The sequence below is a fragment of the Streptomyces sp. NPDC000229 genome (assembly GCF_040300825.1).
Taxonomy (GTDB): Bacteria; Actinomycetota; Actinomycetes; order Streptomycetales; family Streptomycetaceae; genus Streptomyces.
On sequence record NZ_JBEPEL010000048.1, the window covers coordinates 32,377 to 55,679 of the forward strand.

Below are 23,303 nucleotides of genomic sequence, written 5' to 3' on the forward strand. Positions count from 1 at the left end.
TCGTTTGAGGAGCACTGTTTTTCGTGAACATCGACAAGCCCGAGATCGACTTCCCGGGTGGCGAGCCGCCGAAGGACCTGGAGATCAAGGACATCTGGGAGGGCGACGGCCCGGAGGCCAAGGCCGGTGACATGGTCAAGGTCCACTACGTGGGCGTGGCGTTCTCCACCGGTGAGGAGTTCGACTCGTCCTGGAACCGCGGCACCCCGCTGCAGTTCCAGCTCGGCGTCGGCCAGGTCATCCAGGGCTGGGACCAGGGCGTGCAGGGCATGAAGGTCGGCGGCCGTCGCCAGCTGATCATCCCCGCGCACCTCGCGTACGGCGACCGCGGCGCCGGTGGCCGCATCGCGCCGGGCGAGACGCTGATCTTCGTCTGCGACCTGGTCGGCGTCTGACCCGCCGCCTGCGCTTCGCATGACCGGCGGGTGATCGCCGTCGCGTCGTGGCCGGAACCGGTCACCTCGAGGGCCCGTGCCTCCAGGCACGGGCCCTCGGCCTTGCCGTGACTTTTGCCGCGACACCCCGGGGCGGTACGTTGAGCGGGAAAAGTGACTCCATAAGAAGAGGTGCAGGGCGTCGATGGCCATTGCCAAGGCCGAGCGGCTGATGAATCTGGCGCTGTGCCTGCTGGGGACCCGGCGCCCGCTCAGCAAGCGGGAACTGCGCAGCTCGATCGAGGCCTACCTGGAAGCCGGCTCCGACGACTCCTTCAACCGCATGTTCGAGCGCGACAAGGACGATCTGCGCGAGCTCGGCCTCGTCATCGAGACCGTGGAGAACCTCGACGGCGAGACCGGCTACCTCGCCCGCCGCGACTCCAACCGGCTGCCCCCCATCCAGCTCGACGCCGAGGAGGCCGCGGCCCTCGGCCTGGCCGCCAAGGTCTGGCAGCAGGCCCGCCTCGCCGGCGCCGCCAGCGGAGCCCTCCAGAAGCTGCGCGCCGCCGGCATGCCCGAGGCGGAGGACACCTACGACACCCCGCACAGCGCCCTCGAACCGCGCATCCCCGTCCGCGAGGCCGCCTTCGAGCCGCTGATGCTCGCCTGCCGCGACCGGCGCCCCGTCGTCTTCGAGTACCGCAAGGCCAACGCCGCCCGCCCCGAGACCCGCCATGTCGAGCCCTGGACGCTGGAGTGCTGGCGCGGCCACTGGTACCTGGCCGGCTGGGACCGCGAGCGCGGCGCCGAGCGCGTCTTCCGGCTGTCCCGGATCACCGGCAAGGTCCGTTCCCGTGCCGGGGCCTTCACCGCGCCCGTACCGGACGTGTCGACCGTCCGCGAGACCGTCGAGAGCTGGGCGGGGGAGACCGCGACCCGGTCCGCCCTGATCCGGCTCCGCACCGACTGCGGTTACCCGCTTCGCGCCCGCGCCCTGTCGGTGCGGGAACTGGGGGACGGCTGGGACGAGTTGGAGATCCCGTACGGACACGGCCTGGACGCCTGGCTCGTGGAGTTCGGTCCGGACGTCGTCGTACTGGAACCCGCCGATCTGCGGGCCGATGTGATGGACCGGCTGCGTGCCGTGGCCAAAGGCTGAGGGGGACGGACAACGATGGCCGCGAACGCGATCGACCAGACCAGGCGGATGCTCTCCCTGGTGACCTACCTGCGTGAGCGCCCCGGCGCCCATGTCGGGGACGTCGCCCGGGCGTTCGGTATCACCGAGGACGAGCTGATCTCCGACCTCGACGTCCTGCCCATGTGCGGAACCAGCTTCCGCGGCGGCGATCTGCTCGACATCGACACGGACGGCGAGCAGATCTGGTGGCACAACCCCGACGACGTCGCCGAGCCGCTGCGGCTCGCCGCCGACGAGGCGACCGCGCTGCTGGTCGCGGCACGGGCCGTCGCCACCCTGCCCGGGCTGCGCGAGGGCGACCGGGAGGCGCTGCTGCGCGCCACCGCCAAGCTGGAGGCCGCGGCGGGGGAGGCGGCCGGCGCCAGCTCCCGGCTGTCGGTGACCTTCGAGTCCGAGGGCGGGGTGTTCGCCGAGGTCGACCGGGCGATCTCGGAGCGGCGTCGGCTGTGGCTGCGCTACTACTCGCCCGCGCGGGACGAGCTGACCGAGCGGGAGGTCGACCCGATCCGGCTCTTCGCCGTCGGCCACACCTACATGGAGGCCTGGTGCCGCCTGTCCGAGGCGCGGCGCACCTTCCGCCTGGACCGGGTGGCCGAGATCCGTCTGCTGGACGAGCCGTCCGCACCGCCCGAGATCGAGCTGCGAGACCTGTCCGAGGGGCTGGTCCAGCCGTCCGCCGACGATCCGGAGGTCGTCGTCGAGGTGGGGCCCGGCGGCCGGTGGGTGGCCGAGTACTACCCCCACGACAGTGCGGAGGAACTGCCCGACGGCGGCTTGCGCATCACCCTGCGTACGCCGGACCCGGCTTCGCTCCGGCGGCTCGCGCTGCGGCTGGGCAGGGAGGGCCGGATCGTCTCCCCGCCGGAGCTGGCGGCGAGTGCCCGGCAGGCGGCGTGCGAGGCGCTGGCCGCGTACGACGGCCGGGAGTAGGCGGAGCGAGTGACGCGGGACGAGTGAGGCGGAACACGGAGGCGGATCGCGTGTCGAGAACGCGTGCCGGGAACGCGTCCGCGGAACTCGCAACGGGGACGCGACGGCGGAATGCCCGGCCGGAACGGGTCGGCGGAATCGCGCCGGTCGCGCCGCGGGGGGCAGTCGTCGAGTCGGCGAGTCGGCGAGTCGTCGAGGGAATTGAGGGAATTGTCCGTGATGCCCGGAACCATCTTGTCACCATCGGCCCCGGTCCTCTTCAAGGCCGCCTGCCCCGAGTGCCAGGCCCGCTTGGAACTCTCGGCCGGCTCCCTGCGCCTCGCCATCGGCGCCAGCCGCCGGACCACGTTCTACTCCTTCACCTGCCCCGAATGCGGCTCCGCCGTGCGCAAACCCGCCGGTGAGCGCATCGTGGAGCTCCTCACCGGCGGCGGCGTGCGGACGCTGCGCCTCCACTCCACCGTCTGAGCGTCGTCTAGGCTCTGCGCATGTTCTGGCCCATGCTCGCCATCGCCCTGGGGTTCCTCGGTATCGCCGTCCTCGGCATCCTCGGCATCCGGGTGTTCATCGAGGCCCAACGCCTCGGCCGCCAAGTGACGCACACCACACAGCGGATCAATCGCGCCGCCGAGGATCTGGAGCGGGCGGCCACCGATCTGGCCCGTACCAGCGAGGATTTGCGGTAGGTCGCCGGTCTCCTCGCGCGCAGGTGCGAGAGGTACGCTGCTGGTCCCGGCACAAGTGTTGAGGCTCTTGCCGGGAACGCGGAGTATGCACAGGGATTGCCCGACGTTTACCCGTGCGAGTTACGATCCTTGCAGCATGGGGCTGGACAGCCGTCCGGTCGCACAGGTAAGTCCCACTCCCCCAGCCGCCTCGGTGAGAAGGAAGTCGCACATGATCGGCAATCTGAAGCCCCTCGAGATCGTTCTGATCATCCTCGTCATCCTGCTGCTCTTCGGTGCCAAGAAGCTTCCCGAGATGGCGCGTTCGCTGGGCAAGTCGGCTCGCATTCTGAAGAGCGAGGCGAAGGCCATGAAGAAGGACGACACCGAGTCCGCCCCGGCGTCCACCACGGACGCGACGGCCCAGCAGCAGCCCGCCCCGCGCACCATCCAGGCCGCGCCCGGCGACGTGAGCAGCGCCCGCCCGGTCGCCGAGCAGAACACCACCAAGAGCTGACGCACACGCGCTGAGCGTTACACGCCGACGGCTACCGCACTCGCACGAGACAAGGGAAGTGGGTTGCTCAAGTCTGCCCGCAAGCGGGAGAAGGACGACGAGGGGCGGATGCCTCTTGTCGAGCATTTGCGTGAACTGCGGAACCGGCTGCTGAAGTCGGTCATCGCGGTGGCGGTAGCGGTGATCGTCGCGGCCTTCTTCCAGAAGGACATCTTCGAGTTCCTGATGAAGCCGATCCTGGAGTCGGTGGGCTGCGCGCGAGGCGAGACCCTGACGCGGGACGGCAGGCCGTGCGCGGACATGACGACCAATGGTCTGCTGTCGCCGTTCACGATCGCGCTGAAGGTGGCCCTGATGGCCGGCGTCCTCGTGGCCACCCCGGTCTGGCTCTACCAGCTCTGGGCCTTCGTGGCTCCGGGTCTGCACAAGCAGGAGAAGCGCTACGCGCTCGGCTTCGCGGCCATCGGTGTCCCGCTCTTCGTCCTCGGGGCGTGGGTCGCCTACACGATCCTGCCGCAGACGGCGGAGATCATGCTGAGCTTCACGCCGGAAGGCGCGAAGAACCTGCTGCCGCTCGACGACTACCTCGACCTGATCACCCGCATGGTGATCGTCTTCGGCCTGGCTTTCGAACTGCCCCTGCTGCTGATCCTGCTCAACTTCACCGGTGTCCTCACCGGCCGGCGCATGCTGCACTGGTGGCGAGGCATGATCATCGGCCTGACGGCGTTCGCCGCGATCGCGACGCCGGGCGGCGACCCCCTCTCGATGATCCTCCTGGCCGGCCCACTGGCGGTGCTCTACTTCATCGCGGTCGGCATCTCGCTGCTCAACGACAGACGACGGCAGTTCAGGAACCCCGACCGCGGGCTCGCCGACGACGAAGCCTCCGAGCTGGACCTCACGCCCGAGGCCGTCGGAGCCGTCGAGCCCATCCCGTCGGCCCCTGCCCTGCCCGAACAGGCGGACGGCGGCCGTTCGCAGCGGCTCAACGGAAGCGGCTACGACGACATCACCTGACGGGTGCGCCCGGCGCACGCCCATGCGGACTGAAGGCCCTCCAGGCACCTGGAGGGCCTTCGGCCGTTCCCGATGCGTACGTCCCCGGTCACAGGCCGTTGTGGTGATTAAAGATCGGCTGACTGTCAGTGCCGGCGGGTAGGCTCGATAGCAAGATGACAGAAGAACTCACACCCGCGGAGGCGTACGCGGCCGCCCGGCTCCGCGCCGCCGAGCAGGCAACCGCGCTCGCTCCCTTCCGCGCCCTGTACGACTTCGAGCTGGATCCGTTCCAGATCGAGGCCTGCCGCGCCCTCGAGGCCGGCAAGGGGGTACTCGTCGCGGCACCCACCGGCTCGGGCAAGACCATCGTCGGTGAGTTCGCCGTGCACCTCGCCCTGGAGCAGGGGCGCAAGTGCTTCTACACCACGCCCATCAAGGCCCTGTCGAACCAGAAGTACGCCGACCTGGTCAGGCGGTACGGACCCGGCAAGGTCGGCCTGCTCACCGGTGACAACAGCGTCAATTCCGAGGCGCCGGTGGTCGTCATGACCACCGAGGTCCTCCGCAACATGCTGTACGCGGGCTCCCAGTCCCTCCGGGGCCTGGGCTATGTGGTGATGGACGAGGTGCACTACCTCTCCGACCGGTTCCGCGGTGCCGTCTGGGAGGAAGTGATCATCCACCTCCCGGAGTCCGTGACGCTGGTGTCGCTCTCCGCGACCGTGTCCAACGCCGAGGAGTTCGGTGACTGGCTCGACACGGTCCGTGGTGACACCGAGGTGATCGTCTCCGAGAGCCGGCCCGTGCCGCTGTGGCAGCACGTCCTGGCCGGACGCCGGATCTACGACCTCTTCGAGGAGGAGACCGACCACGGCGGCCGGGGAGCCGGCCGGCGCGAGGTCAACCCCGACCTGGTCCGCCTGGCGCGCATGGAGAATTCGCGGCCGTCGTTCAACGGCCGCGACCGGCGCCGTGGCCGGGAGGCCGACCGGGAGCGGGAGCGGCGGCAGCGGTCGCGGATCTGGACGCCCGGACGGCCCGAGGTCATCGAGCGGCTGGATGCCGAGGGGCTGTTGCCCGCCATCACGTTCATCTTCAGCCGGGCCGGCTGCGAGGCCGCCGTACAGCAGTGCCTTTACGCGGGACTCCGCCTCAACGACGAGGCGGGACGCGCCCGGGTCCGGGAGATCGTCGAGGAGCGCACCGCCTCGATCCCCACCGAGGACCTGCACGTCCTTGGGTACTACGAATGGCTGGAAGGCCTGGAGCGGGGCATCGCGGCCCACCACGCGGGCATGCTGCCGACCTTCAAGGAGGTCGTCGAGGAACTGTTCGTCAAGGGCCTGGTCAAGGCGGTGTTCGCGACCGAGACACTGGCGCTCGGCATCAACATGCCCGCCCGTTCGGTCGTGTTGGAGAAGCTGGTCAAGTGGAACGGCGAGCAGCACGCCGACATCACCCCGGGTGAGTACACCCAGTTGACCGGGCGAGCGGGGCGGCGCGGCATCGACGTCGAGGGCCACGCGGTGGTGCTCTGGCAGCGCGGCATGGACCCCGGCCACCTGGCGGGCCTGGCCGGCACGCGGACGTACCCGCTGCGCTCCAGCTTCAAGCCCTCGTACAACATGGCGGTCAACCTGGTCGACCAGTTCGGCCGGCACCGCTCGCGCGAACTGCTGGAGACGTCGTTCGCCCAGTTCCAGGCGGACCGGTCGGTGGTCGGCATCTCGCGTCAGGTCCAGCGGAACGAGGAGGGGCTGGAAGGTTACCGGGAGGGCATGACCTGCCACCTCGGTGACTTCGAGGAGTACGCGCGGCTGCGCCGCGAGCTGAAGGACCGTGAGACCGAGCTGGCCAAGCAGGGTGCCGCGCAGCGGAGGGTGGCGGCCGCCACCTCTCTGGAGCGGCTCAAGCCGGGCGACGTCATCCATGTGCCCACCGGCAAGTTCGCCGGGCTGGCCCTGGTGCTGGACCCGGGCCTGCCGGCCGGGCGGTCCAACGGGCACCGTGGCTTCGAGCACGTCGACGGGCCGCGCCCGCTCGTGCTCACCGCCGAACGGCAGGTCAAGCGGCTCGCGTCGATCGACTTCCCGGTGCCGGTCGAGCCGCTGGAGCGGATGCGCATCCCCAAGTCGTTCAACCCCCGCTCGCCGCAGTCGCGGCGCGACCTCGCCTCCGCGCTGCGCACCAAGGCCGGGCACATAGCCCCGGAGCGGCACCGAAAGCAGCGTTCCGCGGCCGCCGACGACCGCGAGATCACCCGCCTGCGCGCCGCGTTGCGCGCGCACCCCTGCCACGGGTGCGACGAGCGGGAGGACCACGCGCGCTGGGCCGAGCGGTATCACCGGCTCCAGCGCGACACACGGCAGTTGGAGCGGCGTATCGAGGGGCGGACGAACACCATCGCGCGCACCTTCGACCGGATCGTCGCCCTGCTGACGGAGATGGACTACCTGCGCGGCGACGAGGTCACCGAGCACGGCAAGCGGCTCGCCCGCCTCTACGGCGAACTGGATCTGCTGGCCAGCGAATGCCTGCGCGACGGTGTCTGGGAGGGCCTCAACCCGGCCGAGCTGGCCGCGTGCGTCTCGGCCCTGGTCTACGAGGCAAGGCAAGCGGACGACGCGGTCGCGCCGAAGCTCCCGTCGGGCAGGGCCAAGGCGGCGATGGGCGAGATGGTGCGGATCTGGGGACGGCTGGACGCCCTGGAGGAGGAGTTCCGGATCAACCAGGCCGAGGGCGTCGGCCAGCGCGAACCGGACCTCGGCTTCGCCTGGGCCGCCTACCAGTGGGCCTCCGACAAGGGCCTCGACGAGGTGCTGCGCGAGGCCGAGATGCCGGCCGGTGACTTCGTCCGCTGGTGCAAGCAGGTCATCGACGTCCTCGGCCAGATCGCGGCGGCCGCGCCGAAGGAGAACAGCACGGTCGCCAAGAACGCCCGCAAGGCGGTCGACGCGCTGTTGCGGGGTGTCGTCGCCTACAGCTCGGTGGGCTGACAGGGCCCTTGGCAGTACGTCAGGGCCGGCAGGGGGTTGTCTCCTGCCGGGCCTGACGTCACTGTGGCCGCGTCACTGCGCGGGGCCGCCCGCGAGGGCCTCTGCCAGTGCGGCGAGATCCGGTGCGCGCAGCACCCGGTCGCCATGGCCCGGCAGGGGCACGTGCAGCGGGTCCGTCCAGCGGGCCGGGATGGTCTTCGCCCCGTACACCGCCCCGGCCAGCATCCCCGTGACGGCCGCGACGGTGTCGGTGTCACCGCCCAGGTCGATGGCCGCGGCCAGGGCGTCCTCGAAGGAGCCGGTCGTGCGCAGCGCCCAGAGCGCCGAGCCCAGGCACGGCCACACCGCTCCATTGAACTCGGTGGCTTCGTCCGGGTGCCAGTCCGGGGCCAGCACGGTCGCCCACCGTGCCCGGTGATCCGCGTGGACGTCGGACAGGGCCTCCGGCACGGCCGCCAGCGGGTCGGCGCCGGCCAGGGCGACCCGGACCAGGTCGTGCAGGACGGCCGTGCCCTCCCACGCCGCCCGGTCGCCGTGCGTGAGTGCCGAAAGCCGCCGTGCCGCCTCCATGGTTCCGGTGCGCCCGGCACCCGCGAAGTACACGGCCGACGTGGCGGCCCGCATCAGCGAACCGTTGCCCGCAGCCCGCCCGTTGACCTGGAAGTGGAGCGCGGCCGCGACGTCCCAGGGCTGACCGTTCGTCAGCACGTCCTCGGTCTGCAGGCCGATGTCCTTCGGCTCGCCGGCCGCCCACCGCCGGAACCGGTCGAAGACGTCCGGGAGGTCGAGCCCGCCGCGTTCCCGTAGCGACTCCCCGACGAGGACGGCCATTTGCGTGTCGTCCGTCGCCTCGCCCGGGTCCCAGCCACCGCCCCCGCACATCTCGCCGACGCCGTCCGGGAAGCGGGCGGAGTAGACACCTGGCGGGCCGAACTCGAAGGGCGCGCCGAGGGCGTCGCCGACGGCGGAGCCCAGAACGGTGCCGGCGACGCGGTCGGAGTGGTGTGCGGGTGACATGGGGTGAGCGTAGGGCGGGAAGGCCGGCGCTGACGAAGTGCGGGCCCGTCCCCGGGGCGGACTGCGGACCGGCCCGTCCCCGGGGACTGCGGACCGGCCCGTCCCCGGGGCGGACTCCGGAGCCGGTTCCCGTGCCCGGGGCGTCCGCCGGACCCGGGCCCCGGGCGCGGGGGCGTCAGGCGGCGGTCGGCGGGTTCTCCTGCTCCTTCTCCACCTGCTCGTTCCAGTCCCGCTTGATCGCGCGCCAGGCCTCGTCGGTCTTTCCCAGGCGCCAGTAACCCGAGATGGAAAGGCGTTCGCGGGGGACCCCGCGTTCCAGGCGGAGGTGGCGGCGCAGGTCCTTGACGAAGCCCGCCTCGCCGTGGACGAAGGCGTGGACGTCGCCGGCCGGGAAGTCCAGGCCCTGGACCGCGGCCAGGAGCGCCTCGCCGACCGGGCGGCCGCCGCGGTGGAGCCAGCGGAGCTCCACGCCGGACGGGGCCGCGATCTTCTGCTCGTCACCGGCGGACTCGACCTCGAGGAAAGCGTGGCCCACGGCGCCCTCCGGCAGCCGCTCCAGCGACGCGGCGATCGCCGGCAGCGCGCTCTCGTCGCCCACCAGCAGGTGCCAGTCCGCCGCCGGGTCCGGCGCGTATCCGCCGCCCGGTCCCAGGAAGCGCACCGTCTCGCCCACCCGGGCCCGCGCCGCCCACGGGCCGGCCAGCCCCTCGTCGCCGTGGACGACGAAGTCGACGGTCAGCTCCCGCTGGACGGCGTCCCAGGTCCGTACCGTGTACGTACGCGTCGTGGGCCACTGCTCGCGGGGGAACTCCTCCCGGATCCGGGTCATGTCGAACGGCTCGGGATACGTCACCCCCGGCGCCGGGAAGATCAGCTTGATGTAGTGGTCCGTGAACTCGTCCGCGGCCAGCCCGGCCAGCCCCTCGCCGCCGAGGACGATGCGCACCATGTGCGGCGTGAGTCGCTCGGTGTGCACGACACGTGCTTCCCATGCGGTGGGTGCCTTGCGGGCCGGTTGTTCCGCCACGGTGGTCTCCCGGGTGTTGGTTGCTTAGGCTTGCCTAAGTTAACACCTCAGGCCTTGAGAGTGGTGAGGAGCCGGTCGAGTGACCCGCCCAGTCCCCACCGCGCGGCGAGGCTCTCCAGCCCGGCCGGGTCGCGCGGCTCGACCGGCAGCGCGGGCTCGAACTCCGGCAGCGGTACGTCACCGGCGACCCGTACCACCTTCGGCGCGACCGCCACGTACTCCCGGGCCTCGTCCAGACGCTTGCGCTGCGCGGGCGTCAGCTTCGACGCCGGATCGTCCACCGCCGCCATGATCCCGGCCAGGTCTCCGTACGCGTCCAGCAGCTTGGCCGCCGTCTTCTCGCCGATGCCCGGCACACCCGGCAGTCCGTCGCTCGGGTCACCGCGCAGCAGCGCCAGGTCCGCGTACCCCGGCCCGTCCACGCCGTACTTGGCGCGCAGCCACGCCTCGTCCGTCACCTGGAGCGTGCCGACGCCCTTGAGCGGATACAGCACCCTTACGCCCCGGGCGTCGTCCACCAGCTGGTACAGGTCCCGGTCACCGGTCACGATGTCCACCGGGCCCGTCGCCCGTCCGGCCAGGGTTCCGATGACGTCGTCCGCCTCGTACCCGGCGACGCCCACCCGGGCGATCCCCAGCGCGTCCAGCACCGCCTCGATCACCGGGACCTGGGGCGACAGCGTGTCCGGGATCTCCTCCTCGTCCGGGCCGACCTCCGTCTCCTCCGCGACCCGGTGCGCCTTGTAGGACGGGATCAGCTCCACCCGCCACGCCGGCCGCCAGTCCGCGTCCATGCAGGCCACCAGGTCGTCCGGGCGCCGGTCCTGGACCAGCCGGGCAATGAAGTCCAGCAGCCCGCGCACGGCGTTGACCGGCGTGCCGTCCGGGGCCTTCACGGAGTCCGGGACCCCGAAATAGGCGCGGAAGTAGAGGGAAGCGGTGTCGAGGAGCATCAGGCGTCGCGTCACATCCCCGATCATGCCGCACCGCACTGACAGCCGGCCGGGCACGGCATGGACCCGGGTGTCGTCGACGGGACGGCTCCCGTGCAGGGCCTGCGGCGGACAGCGGAAGAGGGCGGGACCTCGACGTGCGGGGCCCGCCCCTTCACGCCTTTCCCTCCCGTTGCGCTACTAGGCGGTACCGCCGCTGCGTAAGGTGGTCGCAGAGGGAGGGAGCCGAGAGATGGACGAGAAGGAAACGCTCCGGGTGGGCGTGGCCGTCCGCAGGAGGCGAAGAGCCATGGCGCTCACCCTCGCCGCGGTCGCCGAGCGCAGCGGGCTGTCCGTGCCCTTCCTGAGCCAGATCGAGAACGAGCGTGCCCGGCCCAGCGAGCGGTCGCTCCAGCAGATCGCCGACGCCCTGGAGACCACGACCGTGGCGCTGCTGGACGCCGCCGACCCGGCGCGCACCGTCGATCTCGTACGCGCCGCCGACGATCCCGGCCGGCCCGGCGCCCGGGCCCTGGTGCGCGGCGAGCACCAGATGCACGCCGAGGAGTTCACCGGCGAGCACGACGCCGGACGCGAGCTGGTGCTGCGCAACGACGCCATGCTGTACGTCGCCGACGGCACCGCCCAGGTGGAGGCCGAGGGCCAGGCGTACCGGCTGGAACGCGGCGACACGCTCTACCTCTCCGGCGGGGTCCGCCACCGCTGGCGGGCCGGCGACCCCCGCACCCGCATCCTCGTCGTCTCGGTCGCCGAGCACATCGAGACGGCGACCTGATGCGGGTGGTGTCGCTGGTCCCCTCCCTCACCGAGGCGGTCGCGGTCACGGCCCCCGGCGTACTGGCCGGTGCCACGAACTGGTGCACCCACCCCGCCGGGCTCGACGTCACCCGTATCGGCGGTACCAAGAACCCGGACGTCGCCGCGATCGTCGCGCTCCGCCCCGACCTGGTCATCGCCAACGAGGAGGAGAACCGGCCCCCCGACCTCGCCGCCCTGCGCGCCGCCGGACTGGACGTCCTGGTCACCGAGATCCGCGGCCTGGACCAGGCGTTCACCGAACTGGACCGGGTGCTGCGGGCCTGCGCGGTGCGCACCCGGCCGCGCTGGCTGGACGAGGCGGAGGCGGCCTGGGCGGCGGTCGCGCCGGATGCGTACCGCAAGGCGGTGGTGCCCATCTGGCGCCGCCCCTGGATGGTGCTGGGCCGCGACACCTTCGCGGGCGACCTGCTGGCCCGCCTCGGCGTCACCAACGTGTACGCGGACCACGCCGAGCGCTACCCGCGCATCCCGCTCGACGAGCTGCGTGCCTCGGGCGCGGACCTCGTCGTCCTGCCGGACGAGCCGTACCGCTTCACCGCCGACGACGGGCCCGAGGCGTTCGGCGCCCTGCCCGCCGCCCTCGTCGACGGGCGGCACCTCACCTGGTACGGGCCGTCACTGGGGCAGGCACCGGAGGCGCTGCGAGCAGCGCTCCGCCGACCAGTCCGCGGGCCGTCCTGACGGCCGCGGTCAGCCACGCCGCCACCAGGAGCACGTACAGGCCCACCGCCAGCCACCGCAGCGCGGCGAGCCCGGTGTGCTGCGCCAGCCCTTCCGCGCCCGTCACACACGTCCCCACCGGGAACGTGAACGCCCACCAGGTCATCCCGAACCCCATGCCGCGGCGCCGCGCCCGCAGCACCATCGCCCCGGCCAGCGCCAGCCACATCAGCGCGAAGCCCATCACGGGCACGCCGTACACGACGGCGAACCCGGTGGCGTACGGCATGCCGGGCGGGGCCGCGTCGGCGAACTTGCCGGCGGCCGTGGTGGACTGGCCCAGCGGCCCGAGCACCAGGAACAGCGTCGGCGTCTGGGCGAGCGGCAGCGGCCCGCCGGTCATCAGCCGGCCGAAGACCAGCGGCAGCACCACCAGGGTCGCCAGCAGGCTCAGCCCGAACATCCCGTAGCAGCCGATCAGCAGCGTCCGCTGCCACTGGCCGGGCGGCAGATGCGGTACGAAGAGCGGGCCGAGCGCCGCGGACACCATGGGCGCCACGACGGGCAGCAGCCACACCGGGGACGCCGAGCCGGCCTTGTGGTGCACCGCCATCAGGTACGGAATCGTCACCGCGACCGTCAGGCCGATCGCCGTCCCGGCCACGAACAGCGCCGTGCCGAGACCGACCGCCGCGCCCGGGCCGATCCAGTCCTGGCCGACGATGACGGCGCCACCGCCGACGGAGACCAGCGCCATGGCGAGGCACCCGTAGAACGGGGCAATGGCCGGATCCAGAAGATGGGCCCGGGCCTGGTCCCTGTGGTGCGTCCAGTGCAGTGTGCGCGCCGCGAGCAGGGTGAGCAGCATCAGCAGCGACAGTGCCCAGACTGCGGCGCAGGCGGTACGCAGGCCCGGGACCCGCAGTGGCAGCGTGGCGCCCGCGTTGGCAACGATCGCGGTGCCCATCACCGTCGCGTACCAGTTGGGTCCGAGGTGCCGGACGGCCGCGGCGCGAGTAACGCGGGGGAGTGGGAGACGGGGTGGTGCGAGGGTTGCCATGGGACCAACCCTGACCTGCGCCGATGCGCCCCACCAGAGATCATGTCCCTATGACCCCATAAACTGAATTTATGAGCATCTCGCATCGCGTGCCGGACCTCGGGGCCCTGGAACTGCTGCTCGCCGTCGCCCGGCACGGCAGCCTCGGCCGGGCCGCGCGCGAGGTCGGCATCACCCAGCCGGCCGCCAGCAGCCGCATCCGCTCCATGGAACGGCAACTGGGGGTCGCCCTGGTGGACCGCTCCCCGCGCGGCTCCCGGCTCACCGACGCGGGCGCGCTGGTCACCGACTGGGCGCGGCGCGTCGTCGAGGCGGCGGAGGCGTTCGACGCGGGCGCCCAGGCGCTGCGCGACCGGCGCGACTCGCGGCTGCGGGTGGCGGCCTCGATGACCATCGCCGAGTACCTCCTGCCCGGCTGGCTCATCGCCCTGCGCGCCGAGCGCCCCGACACGGCCGTCTCGCTCCAGGCCGGCAACTCGACCGTCGTCGCGGCCAGCCTGCTGGCCGGGGAGGCGGACCTGGGGTACGTCGAGGGCCTCGCCGTCCCGGAAGGGCTGGACGCGGTGGTCGTCGCCCACGACCGGCTCGTGCTGGTCACGGCGCCGTCCCACCGGTGGGCCCGCCGCCGCGCCCCGCTGGCGCCCGCGGAACTGGCGGCCACCCCGCTGGTGCTGCGCGAGTACGGCTCGGGCACCCGCCAGGTGCTGGACGCGGCGCTCGCGGAGCACGGGGGGCTCGCCGATCCGCTCATGGAGCTGGCGTCCACGACGGCCGTCAAGGCGGCGGCGGTCAGCGGAGCGGGACCGGCGGTGCTCAGCGAGCTGGCGGTCACCGAGGAACTGTCGTCGCGCCGCCTCGTCGAGGTCCCCGTGGAGGGCGTCCACCTCCACCGCGCCCTCCGCGCCGTCTGGCCCACGGGCCCGCTCCCGACCGGCCCGGCCCGCGACCTGCTGTCCCTGGCACGGGGCTGAGCGCTCCGCCCGTCAGGACGCCGCCCGCACCAGCCCCTCCACCACCCGCAGGTCGTTGCCCATCTCTGGGTGCCACTGCACGCCCAGCGCCCACCGCTCACCCGGCAGCTCGACCGCCTCGACGGTGCCGTCCTCCGCGTGGGCGGCAGGCGTCAGGCCGTCGCCGAGCCGGTCCACGGCCTGGTGATGGTAGGTCGGGACCGCCGTCGCCTCGCCGATCAGTGACGCGTACCGGGTGCCCGGCACCGGCTTCACGGTGTGGGTGCCGAACACGCCGACGCCGCCGGTGTGCCCGTCCAGGTGCTGGACCAGCGTGCCGCCGAGGGCCACGTTCAGCAGCTGCATACCGCGGCAGACGCCGAGCACCGGTGTGCCGGCCGCCAGCGCCGCCTGGATCAGGGCCAGCTCCCAGGCGTCCCGCTCCGCCGCCGCAGGCCCCGTACGGGGGTCGCGGTCGGCCCCGTACCGCGCGGGGTCGACGTCCGCGCCGCCCGCGACGACGAGGCCGTCGAGGCGGGCGACCGCCTCCGCGGCGACCGCCGGCTCGTCCGGCGGGAGCATCGCGGCGATGCCGCCCGCCGCCTGGACCAGACGGGGGTACGTCTCGGGCAGCAGCGCCGCCCGCATCTCCCACACGCCCCACTTCGCCGGGTCCAGGTAGGTGGTGAGGCCGATCAGCGGCTTGGCAGGCACAGCGGGTTCCTCTCAGGTGCGTTCGAGCTCGGCCTCGGCCGCGGCCAGCGCCGCGAACTCCTCCTCGGGCGCGTTCGCGACGAGTCGGTGCCGACTGTAGAAGGCGAAGTACGCCAGGGCGACCCCATAGACGCCCAGCGCGATGAAGGCCGCGTCCTTGTCCACCAGGAACGTCGCCACCAGCGCGGAAAGCGCCAACACGAAGGCGACCGAGGACGTCACGATTCCGCCGGGCGTGCGGTACGGGCGGGGCAGGTCGGGCTCGCGCCGCCGCAGCACGATGTGGGACAGCGCCATCAGGGCGTAACTGATCGTGGCGCCGAACACCGCGATGTTCAGCATCCGCGCCCCGTTCCCGGTGCCCGCCGCCAGCGCGAACCCGATCGCGCCGGGGATCAGCAACCCCAGGTAGGGGGACTTGCGGCGGCTGGTCAACGACAGGAAGCGGGGCAGGTACCCGGCCCGGGACAGGGCGAACAACTGCCGCGAACCGGCGTAGATGAGCGAGAAGAACGACGCCACGAGGCCCGCCAGGCCCGCGTAGTTGACGAACCGGCTCAGCGCGGTCGGGTCGCCGTCCCCCTGGAGGGCGACCACCAGCGGATTGCCGGCGTCCTGGATCGCGGCCGACCCGCGTACGCCCGTCGAGGCGAAGAACGTCAGCACGGCGAGCAGCACCAGGATCAGCAGCGACAGCGACAGCGCCCGCGGCATGGACCGCACCGGGTCCTTCGCCTCCTCGGCGGCGAGCGGCACGCCCTCCACGCCAAGGAAGAACCACATGCCGAACGGGAACGCCGCCCAGATGCCGAGCAGCCCGTACGGCAGCCAGGAGTTCGACCCGAACGCCGTCGGATCGGCCGGGATGTCATTGAGCCCGTCCGCCCGGAACTCGGTGAACGCGCCGGCCGCGAAGATGAGCAGCGCCGCCACCGCGATGGCGGTCACGATCAGGCTGAAGCGCAGCGCCTCGCCGACGCCCCACAGGTGGATGCCGATGAAGACGACGAAGCAGGCGAGGTAGACCGGCCAGCCGGACTCCAGGCCGAACAGGCCGAGGGATTCGACGTAGTCGCCGATGAAGATGGAGATGGCGGCCGGGGCGAGGATGTACTCGATGAGGATGGCCGTGCCGGTGAGGAACCCGCCCCAGGTGCCGAGCGCCCGGCGCGCGAAGCCGTAACCGCCGCCCGCGGCGGGCAGGATGGCGGACAGTTCGGCGAGGGCGTAGACGAGACAGGCGTACATCACGCCCATCAGGAGGGTCGCGATCGCGAGCCCGCCGAAGCCGCCCTCGGCGAGGCCGATGTTCCAGCCGGAGAAGTCGCCGGAGACGACGTACCCGACACCGAGCCCGGTGAGCAGCAGCCAGCCGGCGCTGCCCTGCCGCAGGGCCCGGCGTTTCAGATAGTCGTCCGCGGCGACCGGTGTGTCCTTGGTTTCTTCCAGCGTCATGGCAGCAGCGCTCCCGCGTCAGTTGTCGGGGCCCAATGGAGTGGTCCCATACCTTTGCGGTGACCGGGCGTGAACGCAAGACCCGTGCGTTACTTTCGGGTTACGCCCGGCAGTCACGTGAGGAAGCCGCGCAACAGGGCCGCCGTCCCCGCGCAGTGCTCCCGCATCACCTCGCGCGCCGCGTCCGCGTCGCCCTCCAGCACCGCCTCCACCAGCGCGGTGTGCTGGTGCTGCGAGTGCTCCAGGTTGCGTACGAGCAGCGGGATGCAGTCCAGCAGGTCGTTCACGGACGCCCGCACGGCCGCGTACTGCGCCGTCAGCGTCGGTGAGCCGGACAGCTCCGCCAGCGTCAGGTGCAGCAGCGTGTCCTGGCGCCGGTAGTCGTCCAGCGGCGCGTCGTGCGTCGCCCGCAGCGCCGTACGCAGCCGCTCGGCGCTCTCCTCCGACAGCCCGTGCGCCGCGCACAGCCCCGCCGCGCCCACCTCCAGCACCTCACGGAAGCGGAGCGTGTCCTCGACGTCGACCGACGCGATCCGGCGCCGCAGCTCCTCCTCGCCCGAGTCCCCGGGCGCCCGGTCCCGGTGCAGCACGAACGTTCCGCCGTAGCGGCCGCGCCGGCTCTCCACCAGGCCCTGCTCCTGGAGCACCTTGAGCACCTCGCGCAGCGTGACCCGGCTGATGCCCATCCGGTCCGCCAGCTCCCGCTCCGCGGGCAGCCGCTCGCCGCCGGGCACCAGGCCCAGCCGTACGACCTGGAGGATCTGCTCCAGCGCCTCCTCGAAGCCGTTGCCCGCCCGCACCGGCCGCAGCACGGGCGCCAACCGGTCCTCGGGCTCTCGACCCGGGCTCTTCTTCGCCACCTCGCGGTTTCCCCTTCCCAAGCAATGGTCTTCCGCAATACCTTATGGCTTCCGGCTGACCGAAGGAGGAGCAATCCCGTGGCAGACCGCAAACCCCCGCTCGACGTCGAGGAACTGCGTGCCCTCGTCGCGAGCGGTGAGATCGACACAGTGGTCCTGGCCTTCCCCGATATGCAAGGGCGGCTCCAGGGCAAGCGGTTCGCCGCACCGTTCTTCCTGTCCGACGTGCTGGAGCACGGCACCGAGGGCTGCAACTACCTCCTCGCCGTGGACGTGGAGCTCAACACCGTCGACGGCTACGACATGTCCTCCTGGGCCAAGGGCTACGGCGACTTCGCGATGCGCCCCGACCTGTCGACCCTGCGCCGCGTCCCCTGGAACGAGGGCACGGCGATGCTCGTCGCCGACCTCACCTGGAACGACGGCTCACCCGTCGTCGCAGCCCCCCGTCAAATCCTGCGCCGCCAGCTGGAACGGCTCGCCGAACACGGCTTCACCGCCCACGTCGGCACCGAACTCGAATTCATCGTCTTCAAGGACACCTACGAACAGGCCTGGGACGCCGGCTACCGCGACCTCACCCCGGCGAACCAGTACAACATCGACTACTCCGTCCTCGGCACCGGCCGCATCGAGCCCCTGCTGCGCCGCATCCGCAACGAGATGGCCGCCGCCGGACTGACTGTCGAGTCCGCCAAGGGCGAGTGCAACCCCGGCCAGCACGAGATCGCCTTCAAGTACGACGAGGCCCTGGTCACCTGTGACCAGCACGCCATCTACAAGACCGGTGCCAAGGAGATCGCCTCACAAGAGGGCGTCTCGCTCACCTTCATGGCGAAGTACAACGAGCGCGAGGGCAACTCCTGCCACATCCACCTGTCGCTGCAGGACGCCGACGGCCGCAACGTCATGGCGGGTGACGGAGCCGGCGGGATGTCGCAGGTCATGCGGCACTTCCTCGCCGGTCAGCTGGCCGCGCTGCGGGACTTCTCCCTGCTCTACGCGCCCAACGTCAACTCCTACAAGCGCTTCCAGCCCGGCTCCTTCGCGCCGACCGCCGTCGCGTGGGGGTACGACAACCGCACCTGCTCCCTCCGGGTGGTCGGCCACGGCCGCTCGATGCGCTTCGAGAACCGCCTCCCCGGCGGCGACGTCAACCCGCACCTCGCCGTCGCCGGCCTGGTCGCGGCCGGTCTGCACGGCATCGAGCAGGAGCTGGAGCTCCCCGAGCCGTGCGAGGGCAACGCGTACACCGCCGACTACGCCCACGTCCCCACCACCCTGCGCGAGGCCGCCGAACTGTGGGAGAACAGCCCCATCGCCAAGGCCGCCTTCGGGGACGAGGTCGTCGCCCACTACCGCAACATGGCGCGGGTCGAGCTCGAAGCCTTCGACGCCGCGGTGACCGACTGGGAGCTGCGCCGCTCCTTCGAACGCCTGTAAGGACCCATGTGAGCACCGAGCACCTCGTACTCAACCCCGCCACCGAAGAGGTCGTCGCCACCGTCCCCGCCGCCACCGCGGACGACGTCGACGCGGCCGTCACCCGTGCCGCCGCCGCCCAACGGGGGTGGGCGACGGCGGCCCCCGCCGACCGGGCCCGACTGCTGCGCCGCTTCGCCACCGTCGTCGACGAGCACGTCGAGGAACTGGCCCGCCTCGAGGTCCGCGAGGCCGGCCACACCCTCGGCAACGCCCGCTGGGAAGCCGGCAACGTCCGCGACCTGCTCGACTACGCGGCCGGGGGAGTGGAACGCCTGAACGGCCGCCAGATCCCCGTACCCGGCGGCCTCGACGTCACCATCCTCGAACCCCTCGGCGTCATCGGCGTGATCGCCCCCTGGAACTTCCCCATGCCCATCGCCGCCTGGGGTACCGCCCCCGCCCTCGCGGCCGGGAACGCGGTCGTCCTCAAACCCGCCGAGACCACGCCCCTCACGGCCCTCCGCCTCGCCGAACTCGCCCTGGAGGCGGGCCTCCCGGAGCACCTCTTCCAGGTGCTGCCCGGAGCGGGTGCCGTCGCGGGCAACGCGCTCGTCGAGCACCCCGGTGTCGCCAAGATCGTCTTCACCGGCTCCACCCGCGTCGGCAAGAGCATCATGGCCACCTGCGCCGACCGGGTGAAGCGCGTGACGCTCGAACTCGGCGGCAAGAGCCCCAACATCGTGTTCGCCGACGCCGACATCGAGGCCGCGGCCGCCGCCACGCCCCTGTCCTTCCTGGACAACTCCGGCCAGGACTGCTGCGCCCGCACCCGCATCCTCGTCCAGCGCGGCGCGTACGACCGCTTCCTGGAGCTGCTGACGCCCGCCATCGAGGAGATCGTCGTCGGCGATCCGTCGGACGAGAGGACCCAGATGGGCCCCCTCATCTCCCGCGCGCAGCTGGAGAGGGTGCGGGGATACGTCCCCGAGGACGCGGCCGCCATCCGCGGCAAGGCTCCCGAAGGCCCCGGCTTCTGGTTCCCGCCCACCGTCCTCACCGGCCTGGCGCCCGACGCGCCCGCCGCCGTCGAGGAGGTCTTCGGACCCGTGGCCGTCGTCCTGCCCTTCGAGGACGAGGACGACGCCGTCCGGCTCGCCAACGCCACCGAGTACGGCCTGTCCGGCTCGATCTGGACCCGCGACATCGGCCGCGCGCTGCGGGTCTCCGGCGCGGTCCGGGCCGGGAACCTGTCCGTCAACTCCCACTCCAGCGTCCGCTACTGGACCCCCTTCGGCGGCTACAAGCAGTCCGGCCTCGGCCGCGAGCTCGGCCCCGACGCCCTCACCGCCTTCACCGAAACCAAGAACGTCTTCATCAGCACGGAGGCCTGACCCGACATGACCGAGAACACTGTGTGCCGCCGCCTCACCGGCCGGACCGCCGTCATCACCGGCGCCGGCAGCGGCATCGGCCTGGCCACCGCTCGCCGCCTCGCCTCCGAGGGCGCCAACGTCGTCTGCGGCGACATCGACGAGAAGGCCGGCAAGGCGGCGGCCGACGAAGTCGGCGGCACCTTCGTACGCGTCGACGTCACCGACGCCGAAGACGTCGAGGCGCTGTTCAAGACCGCGTACGACACCTACGGCAGCGTCGACATCGCCTTCAACAACGCGGGCATCTCGCCGCCCGACGACGACTCCATCCTCACCACCGGTCTGGAGGCCTGGAAGCGGGTCCAGGAGGTCAACCTCACCTCCGTCTACCTGTGCTGCAAGGCCGCGATTCCCTACATGCAGCGCCAGGGCAAGGGCTCCATCATCAACACGGCCTCCTTCGTGGCCATCATGGGCGCGGCCACCAGCCAGATCTCGTACACCGCCTCCAAGGGCGGCGTCCTCGCGATGTCGCGTGAGCTGGGCGTGCAGTTCGCCCGCGAGGGCATCCGCGTCAACGCCCTGTGCCCCGGACCGGTGAACACCCCGCTCCTCCAGGAACTGTTCGCCAAGGACCCCGAGCGCGCCGCCCGCCGCCTCGTCCACATCCCGGCCGGCCGCTTCGCCGAGGCCGAGGAGATCGCGGCCGCCGTCGCGTTCCTCGCGAGCGACGACTCCTCCTTCATCAACGCCACCGACTTCCTGGTCGACGGCGGTATCTCCGGCGCGTACGTCACCCCCCTGTAGGTCACCTCTCTCCCGCCACCAGGACAGCCGGGCGTCGCAGGACGCCCGGCTGTCCTGCATGCACCAGGAGCGTCGTACCGGATCGGAGAGACTCCGTGCACGCCCCCTAAAGTGACCGCATGAGCATGACGACCCCGGCCGGCTGGTACCCCGATCCAGGCAACCCCGCCGTCGAACACTGGTGGGACGGCACGGCCTGGACCGGCCACACCCGAGCGGCCGGCACCGGCGCCCCCACCACCGTCATGGCCGCCACGCGCCCGGCGCGGCGAACCGGCCGCCTCGTCGCGTTCGCCGGCGCGGGCGTTGCGGTGGTGGCGGTGATCGCCGTGGCGGCGGTCGTCCTCGGTCCCGGCGAACAGCCGCCCGTGGACGCCAGGAACAGCCCCGCGCCGCCGCCGGCCACGAGTTCCGGGCCCGCGCCCACGCTCACGACGGCCACCCCCACCGAGGACCCCACGGTCGTCGTCGACCAGCTCAACGGCATCACCCTGCCCATCCTCGACGGCTGGGAGGAGCCGGAGTTCGGCTCGGACGACGTGCCGACCGTGTCGACGGTCGCCGACGACCCGTGTCCCGCCCTCGGCAACCGCTCCTGCAAGCGCGGCTCGGTGTCCTCCCGCACCGCCACGGCCACCGGCACCACCGACCCCGAGGCCATCGCCAAGGAGGACATCGCCAAGGCCGCCGAACGCGCGTTCGGCGAGGACACCCTCGGCGCCCGGCCCCACGGCGGCATCCGCTCCCACAAGGTGCTCGCCCAGCGCCCCGCCGTGGTCGCCGGACGCACCGGCTACCTGGTCCGCTGGCAGGTCACCACCGACCAGGGCCCCGGCGGCTACGTCCAGTCCCTGGTGTTCCCCTCCTCGCTCGGCAGCGAGTCGCCCGTCATCGTGCGGTTCGCCTTCTCCGCCGGGCCGGGCGCCCTGCCGCTCACCACCATGGACGAGATCACCCGGGGCATCCGTCCGATCGGCAGCTCGACCGGAGGCGGCGTCGGCAGCACCATCGGGCCGTGAGGGCCGGTCACAGGAACGTCCGGCCCTCGCCCCGGTACGTCGGTACGGTCGCCGTGACCCGGTCGCCCTCGATCAGGTGCAGCGCGTCGAACCGCTCGCACAGCTCGCCCGCCTTCGCGTGCCGGAACCACACCTTGTCGCCGATCAGCAGATCGTCGGCGGGGGAGCCCAGCAGTGGGGTCTGCACCTCGCCCGCGCCCTCCTGCGGGTCGTAGCGCAACCCCTCCGGGAGGTACGGGACCGGCAACCGGTCCGCCCCCGCCGCACCCGACGCGGGGTACCCGCCGCCCAGCACGGTCACCACACCGACGCCTGGCCGGCGCACCACGGGCTGCGCGAACAGCGCCGCAGGACGGCCCGCGAACGACGTGTAGTTGTCGAACAACCGCGGCACGTACAGCCCCGACCCGGCCGCGATCTCGGTCACCGCGTCCTCGGCGGCGGTGTGCTGAACGCTGCCCGTCCCGCCCCCGTTGACGAACTCCAGGTCCGGCGCCACCGCCCGTACCGCCGCCACCACGGCCGCCCGCCGCGCCGCCAGCTCCCTCCGGGCCGCGGCCTGCATCAACCTCACGGCACGGGAGCGGAGGGGCCGCCCCGCGATCGCGTCACCGACCCCCGCGACATGGCCCTCGTACGCCATCAGCCCCACGAGCCGGAACCCCGGACGGCGTGCGACCGACCGTGCCAGCTCCGCCACCTGCGCCGGTGTACGAAGCGGCGAACGCCGCGCCCCGATCCGTACCCGACCGCCCAGCAGGTGCAGCGAGGTGTCCAGCTCCAGGCAGACCCGGACCTCCTCCGAACCCCCGCCACGCGCCTGGTCGATCAGGTCCAACTGAGCCGGATCGTCCACCATCACGGTCACCGCGCCGGCGAGCTTGGCGTCCCCCGCCAGCTCCGAGAAACCGGCCCGGTCTGCCGACGGATACGCCAGTAGTACGTCGTCGAACCCGGCCCGCGCCAGCCACAGCGACTCGTCCAGCGTGAACGACATGATCCCGGCGAACCCGTCCCGGGCCAGCACCCGCTCCAGCAGCGCCCGGCAGCGCACGGACTTGCTCGCCACCCGTATCGGCTTCCCGCCGGCCCGGCGGACCAGATCGTCGGCGTTCGCGTCGAACGCCTCCAGATCGACGACGGCGACGGGCGCGTCGAGGTGGGCGGTGGCCCGGTCGTACCGGGCTCGGTCAGCGGCACGGGGAGTCATGGCCAGAGCCTGCCAGACCCGCCTACTTGGGGGTAGGGGGATGTTCCGGTCAGATCCGCCCCGACCTGCGGCCTCGTTCCCGTCCACGCGGCCGCAGCCCGTAGAGTTACCCACGCGCTGACGAACGGGCCTGCCCCGCAAGGCGATCCGGACGACACCGAGGGGGGCGGATGAGCTTCGGACCGGCTTCGAATGGCCCACCGACAGGTACGGCAGCACCCCGGACGACCTGGTCCCCGTGATGCGTGAGATCGGCTTCGGCCTGA

At 72.1% G+C, this 23,303-nt stretch carries 24 protein-coding genes; 16 read left to right on the top strand and 8 right to left on the bottom strand.

Going from position 1 to position 23,303, the window contains the following annotated elements:
- The first annotated feature begins 23 nt into the window (after nucleotides 1-23).
- From ABT360_RS22380 to ABT360_RS22415, 8 genes are all read left to right on the top strand, one after another.
- Nucleotides 24-395, top strand: a complete 372-nt coding sequence (locus ABT360_RS22380; protein WP_351819205.1) for an FKBP-type peptidyl-prolyl cis-trans isomerase — start codon at nucleotides 24-26, stop codon at nucleotides 393-395.
- Nucleotides 396-579: 184 nt separating this feature from the next.
- Nucleotides 580-1,536: a helix-turn-helix transcriptional regulator gene (locus ABT360_RS22385; protein WP_351819208.1), complete on the top strand. Its 957-nt coding sequence runs from the start codon at nucleotides 580-582 to the stop codon at nucleotides 1,534-1,536.
- A gap of 15 nt (nucleotides 1,537-1,551) precedes the next feature.
- Entirely contained in the window at nucleotides 1,552-2,508 is a 957-nt protein-coding gene (locus ABT360_RS22390) for a helix-turn-helix transcriptional regulator (RefSeq protein WP_351819211.1), read from the top strand.
- A 219-nt stretch (nucleotides 2,509-2,727) separates the two neighbouring features.
- The gene (locus ABT360_RS22395; RefSeq protein ID WP_351819214.1) at nucleotides 2,728-2,976 is read left to right on the top strand and encodes a hypothetical protein; all 249 of its coding nucleotides are present in this window, start codon (nucleotides 2,728-2,730) and stop codon (nucleotides 2,974-2,976) included.
- A gap of 20 nt (nucleotides 2,977-2,996) precedes the next feature.
- Entirely contained in the window at nucleotides 2,997-3,194 is a 198-nt protein-coding gene (locus ABT360_RS22400) for a hypothetical protein (protein ID WP_351819217.1), read from the top strand.
- 211 nt (nucleotides 3,195-3,405) lie between these two features.
- Nucleotides 3,406-3,690, top strand: coding sequence for a Sec-independent protein translocase subunit TatA (tatA, locus tag ABT360_RS22405; protein WP_351819220.1), 285 nt, complete (start codon nucleotides 3,406-3,408; stop codon nucleotides 3,688-3,690).
- Between the two features lie 63 nt (nucleotides 3,691-3,753).
- A complete protein-coding gene (gene tatC, locus ABT360_RS22410) occupies nucleotides 3,754-4,710 on the top strand; it encodes a twin-arginine translocase subunit TatC (protein ID WP_351819223.1) in 957 nt (318 codons plus the stop codon).
- Nucleotides 4,711-4,865: 155 nt separating this feature from the next.
- Nucleotides 4,866-7,688 carry a DEAD/DEAH box helicase gene (locus tag ABT360_RS22415; RefSeq protein ID WP_351819225.1) on the top strand — a complete coding sequence of 941 codons (2,823 nt, stop codon included), beginning with the start codon at nucleotides 4,866-4,868 and terminating at the stop codon, nucleotides 7,686-7,688.
- A gap of 72 nt (nucleotides 7,689-7,760) precedes the next feature.
- Here the strand turns inward: ABT360_RS22415 and ABT360_RS22420 are convergent, their stop codons facing one another.
- The 3 genes from ABT360_RS22420 to ABT360_RS22430 form a co-directional block, all read right to left on the bottom strand.
- Entirely contained in the window at nucleotides 7,761-8,705 is a 945-nt protein-coding gene (locus ABT360_RS22420) for an ADP-ribosylglycohydrolase family protein (protein WP_351819228.1), read from the bottom strand.
- A 175-nt stretch (nucleotides 8,706-8,880) separates the two neighbouring features.
- Nucleotides 8,881-9,732 (bottom strand): siderophore-interacting protein, encoded by an 852-nt coding sequence (locus tag ABT360_RS22425; protein WP_351819231.1) that lies wholly within the window; start codon nucleotides 9,730-9,732, stop codon nucleotides 8,881-8,883.
- A 47-nt stretch (nucleotides 9,733-9,779) separates the two neighbouring features.
- Entirely contained in the window at nucleotides 9,780-10,685 is a 906-nt protein-coding gene (locus ABT360_RS22430) for a 5'-3' exonuclease (RefSeq protein ID WP_351819278.1), read from the bottom strand.
- A 232-nt stretch (nucleotides 10,686-10,917) separates the two neighbouring features.
- Here ABT360_RS22430 and ABT360_RS22435 point away from each other — a divergent pair, with 232 nt between their 5' ends.
- Nucleotides 10,918-11,460 carry a helix-turn-helix domain-containing protein gene (locus ABT360_RS22435; RefSeq protein ID WP_351819234.1) on the top strand — a complete coding sequence of 181 codons (543 nt, stop codon included), beginning with the start codon at nucleotides 10,918-10,920 and terminating at the stop codon, nucleotides 11,458-11,460.
- Nucleotides 11,460-12,185, top strand: a complete 726-nt coding sequence (locus ABT360_RS22440; RefSeq protein WP_351819237.1) for a helical backbone metal receptor — start codon at nucleotides 11,460-11,462, stop codon at nucleotides 12,183-12,185. The genes ABT360_RS22435 and ABT360_RS22440 overlap by 1 nt, the downstream gene beginning before the upstream one ends.
- Here ABT360_RS22440 and ABT360_RS22445 read toward each other — a convergent pair.
- On the bottom strand, nucleotides 12,103-13,224 hold the full coding sequence (locus tag ABT360_RS22445; RefSeq protein ID WP_351819239.1) for a TDT family transporter: 1,122 nt from the start codon (nucleotides 13,222-13,224) through the stop codon (nucleotides 12,103-12,105). The genes ABT360_RS22440 and ABT360_RS22445 overlap by 83 nt on opposite strands.
- A 71-nt stretch (nucleotides 13,225-13,295) precedes the next feature.
- Between ABT360_RS22445 and ABT360_RS22450 the strand changes: the two genes are divergently transcribed.
- On the top strand, nucleotides 13,296-14,195 hold the full coding sequence (locus tag ABT360_RS22450) for a LysR family transcriptional regulator (protein WP_351819242.1): 900 nt from the start codon (nucleotides 13,296-13,298) through the stop codon (nucleotides 14,193-14,195).
- A gap of 12 nt (nucleotides 14,196-14,207) precedes the next feature.
- Here the strand turns inward: ABT360_RS22450 and ABT360_RS22455 are convergent, their stop codons facing one another.
- The 3 genes from ABT360_RS22455 to ABT360_RS22465 all read right to left on the bottom strand — a co-directional run bounded on the left by ABT360_RS22455 (nucleotide 14,208) and on the right by ABT360_RS22465 (nucleotide 17,203).
- Nucleotides 14,208-14,888 (bottom strand): gamma-glutamyl-gamma-aminobutyrate hydrolase family protein, encoded by a 681-nt coding sequence (locus ABT360_RS22455; RefSeq protein ID WP_351819245.1) that lies wholly within the window; start codon nucleotides 14,886-14,888, stop codon nucleotides 14,208-14,210.
- A gap of 12 nt (nucleotides 14,889-14,900) precedes the next feature.
- The gene (gene eat / locus ABT360_RS22460; protein WP_351819248.1) at nucleotides 14,901-16,343 is read right to left on the bottom strand and encodes an ethanolamine permease; all 1,443 of its coding nucleotides are present in this window, start codon (nucleotides 16,341-16,343) and stop codon (nucleotides 14,901-14,903) included.
- A gap of 113 nt (nucleotides 16,344-16,456) precedes the next feature.
- Nucleotides 16,457-17,203: a FadR/GntR family transcriptional regulator gene (locus tag ABT360_RS22465; protein ID WP_351819251.1), complete on the bottom strand. Its 747-nt coding sequence runs from the start codon at nucleotides 17,201-17,203 to the stop codon at nucleotides 16,457-16,459.
- Nucleotides 17,204-17,281: 78 nt separating this feature from the next.
- Between ABT360_RS22465 and ABT360_RS22470 the strand changes: the two genes are divergently transcribed.
- From ABT360_RS22470 to ABT360_RS22485, 4 genes are all read left to right on the top strand, one after another.
- Nucleotides 17,282-18,646: a glutamine synthetase family protein gene (locus ABT360_RS22470; RefSeq protein WP_351819253.1), complete on the top strand. Its 1,365-nt coding sequence runs from the start codon at nucleotides 17,282-17,284 to the stop codon at nucleotides 18,644-18,646.
- Entirely contained in the window at nucleotides 18,613-20,019 is a 1,407-nt protein-coding gene (locus ABT360_RS22475) for an aldehyde dehydrogenase family protein (RefSeq protein WP_444852304.1), read from the top strand. Before ABT360_RS22470 ends, ABT360_RS22475 begins: the two co-directional genes overlap by 34 nt.
- 6 nt (nucleotides 20,020-20,025) lie before the next feature.
- The gene (locus ABT360_RS22480) at nucleotides 20,026-20,808 is read left to right on the top strand and encodes a 3-oxoacyl-ACP reductase (RefSeq protein ID WP_351819263.1); all 783 of its coding nucleotides are present in this window, start codon (nucleotides 20,026-20,028) and stop codon (nucleotides 20,806-20,808) included.
- Nucleotides 20,809-20,927: 119 nt separating this feature from the next.
- Nucleotides 20,928-21,827 (top strand): DUF2510 domain-containing protein, encoded by a 900-nt coding sequence (locus tag ABT360_RS22485; protein WP_351819266.1) that lies wholly within the window; start codon nucleotides 20,928-20,930, stop codon nucleotides 21,825-21,827.
- A gap of 7 nt (nucleotides 21,828-21,834) precedes the next feature.
- On the opposite strand, the gene ABT360_RS22490 is transcribed toward ABT360_RS22485, so the two are convergent.
- On the bottom strand, nucleotides 21,835-23,037 hold the full coding sequence (locus tag ABT360_RS22490; RefSeq protein ID WP_351819269.1) for an amino acid deaminase/aldolase: 1,203 nt from the start codon (nucleotides 23,035-23,037) through the stop codon (nucleotides 21,835-21,837).
- A gap of 145 nt (nucleotides 23,038-23,182) precedes the next feature.
- Between ABT360_RS22490 and ABT360_RS22495 the strand changes: the two genes are divergently transcribed.
- Nucleotides 23,183-23,303 (top strand): DUF6461 domain-containing protein (locus ABT360_RS22495; RefSeq protein WP_351819281.1); only part of this gene is annotated, 121 nt, incomplete at its 3' end.

Bases quoted from the DNA above. Each gene is read 5' to 3' on its own strand.
- ABT360_RS22430 (WP_351819278.1), bottom strand. From the start codon at position 10,685: ATGCTCCTCGACACCGCTTCCCTCTACTTCCGCGCCTATTTCGGGGTC.
- ABT360_RS22450 (WP_351819242.1), top strand. From the start codon at position 13,296: ATGAGCATCTCGCATCGCGTGCCGGACCTCGGGGCCCTGGAACTGCTG.
- ABT360_RS22390 (WP_351819211.1), top strand. From the start codon at position 1,552: ATGGCCGCGAACGCGATCGACCAGACCAGGCGGATGCTCTCCCTGGTG.
- ABT360_RS22385 (WP_351819208.1), top strand. From the start codon at position 580: ATGGCCATTGCCAAGGCCGAGCGGCTGATGAATCTGGCGCTGTGCCTG.
- ABT360_RS22445 (WP_351819239.1), bottom strand. From the start codon at position 13,224: ATGGCAACCCTCGCACCACCCCGTCTCCCACTCCCCCGCGTTACTCGC.
- ABT360_RS22435 (WP_351819234.1), top strand. From the start codon at position 10,918: ATGGACGAGAAGGAAACGCTCCGGGTGGGCGTGGCCGTCCGCAGGAGG.
- eat (WP_351819248.1), bottom strand. From the start codon at position 16,343: ATGACGCTGGAAGAAACCAAGGACACACCGGTCGCCGCGGACGACTAT.
- ABT360_RS22415 (WP_351819225.1), top strand. From the start codon at position 4,866: ATGACAGAAGAACTCACACCCGCGGAGGCGTACGCGGCCGCCCGGCTC.
- ABT360_RS22485 (WP_351819266.1), top strand. From the start codon at position 20,928: ATGAGCATGACGACCCCGGCCGGCTGGTACCCCGATCCAGGCAACCCC.
- ABT360_RS22400 (WP_351819217.1), top strand. From the start codon at position 2,997: ATGTTCTGGCCCATGCTCGCCATCGCCCTGGGGTTCCTCGGTATCGCC.
- ABT360_RS22440 (WP_351819237.1), top strand. From the start codon at position 11,460: ATGCGGGTGGTGTCGCTGGTCCCCTCCCTCACCGAGGCGGTCGCGGTC.
- ABT360_RS22480 (WP_351819263.1), top strand. From the start codon at position 20,026: ATGACCGAGAACACTGTGTGCCGCCGCCTCACCGGCCGGACCGCCGTC.
- tatA (WP_351819220.1), top strand. From the start codon at position 3,406: ATGATCGGCAATCTGAAGCCCCTCGAGATCGTTCTGATCATCCTCGTC.
- ABT360_RS22490 (WP_351819269.1), bottom strand. From the start codon at position 23,037: ATGACTCCCCGTGCCGCTGACCGAGCCCGGTACGACCGGGCCACCGCC.
- ABT360_RS22420 (WP_351819228.1), bottom strand. From the start codon at position 8,705: ATGTCACCCGCACACCACTCCGACCGCGTCGCCGGCACCGTTCTGGGC.
- ABT360_RS22395 (WP_351819214.1), top strand. From the start codon at position 2,728: ATGCCCGGAACCATCTTGTCACCATCGGCCCCGGTCCTCTTCAAGGCC.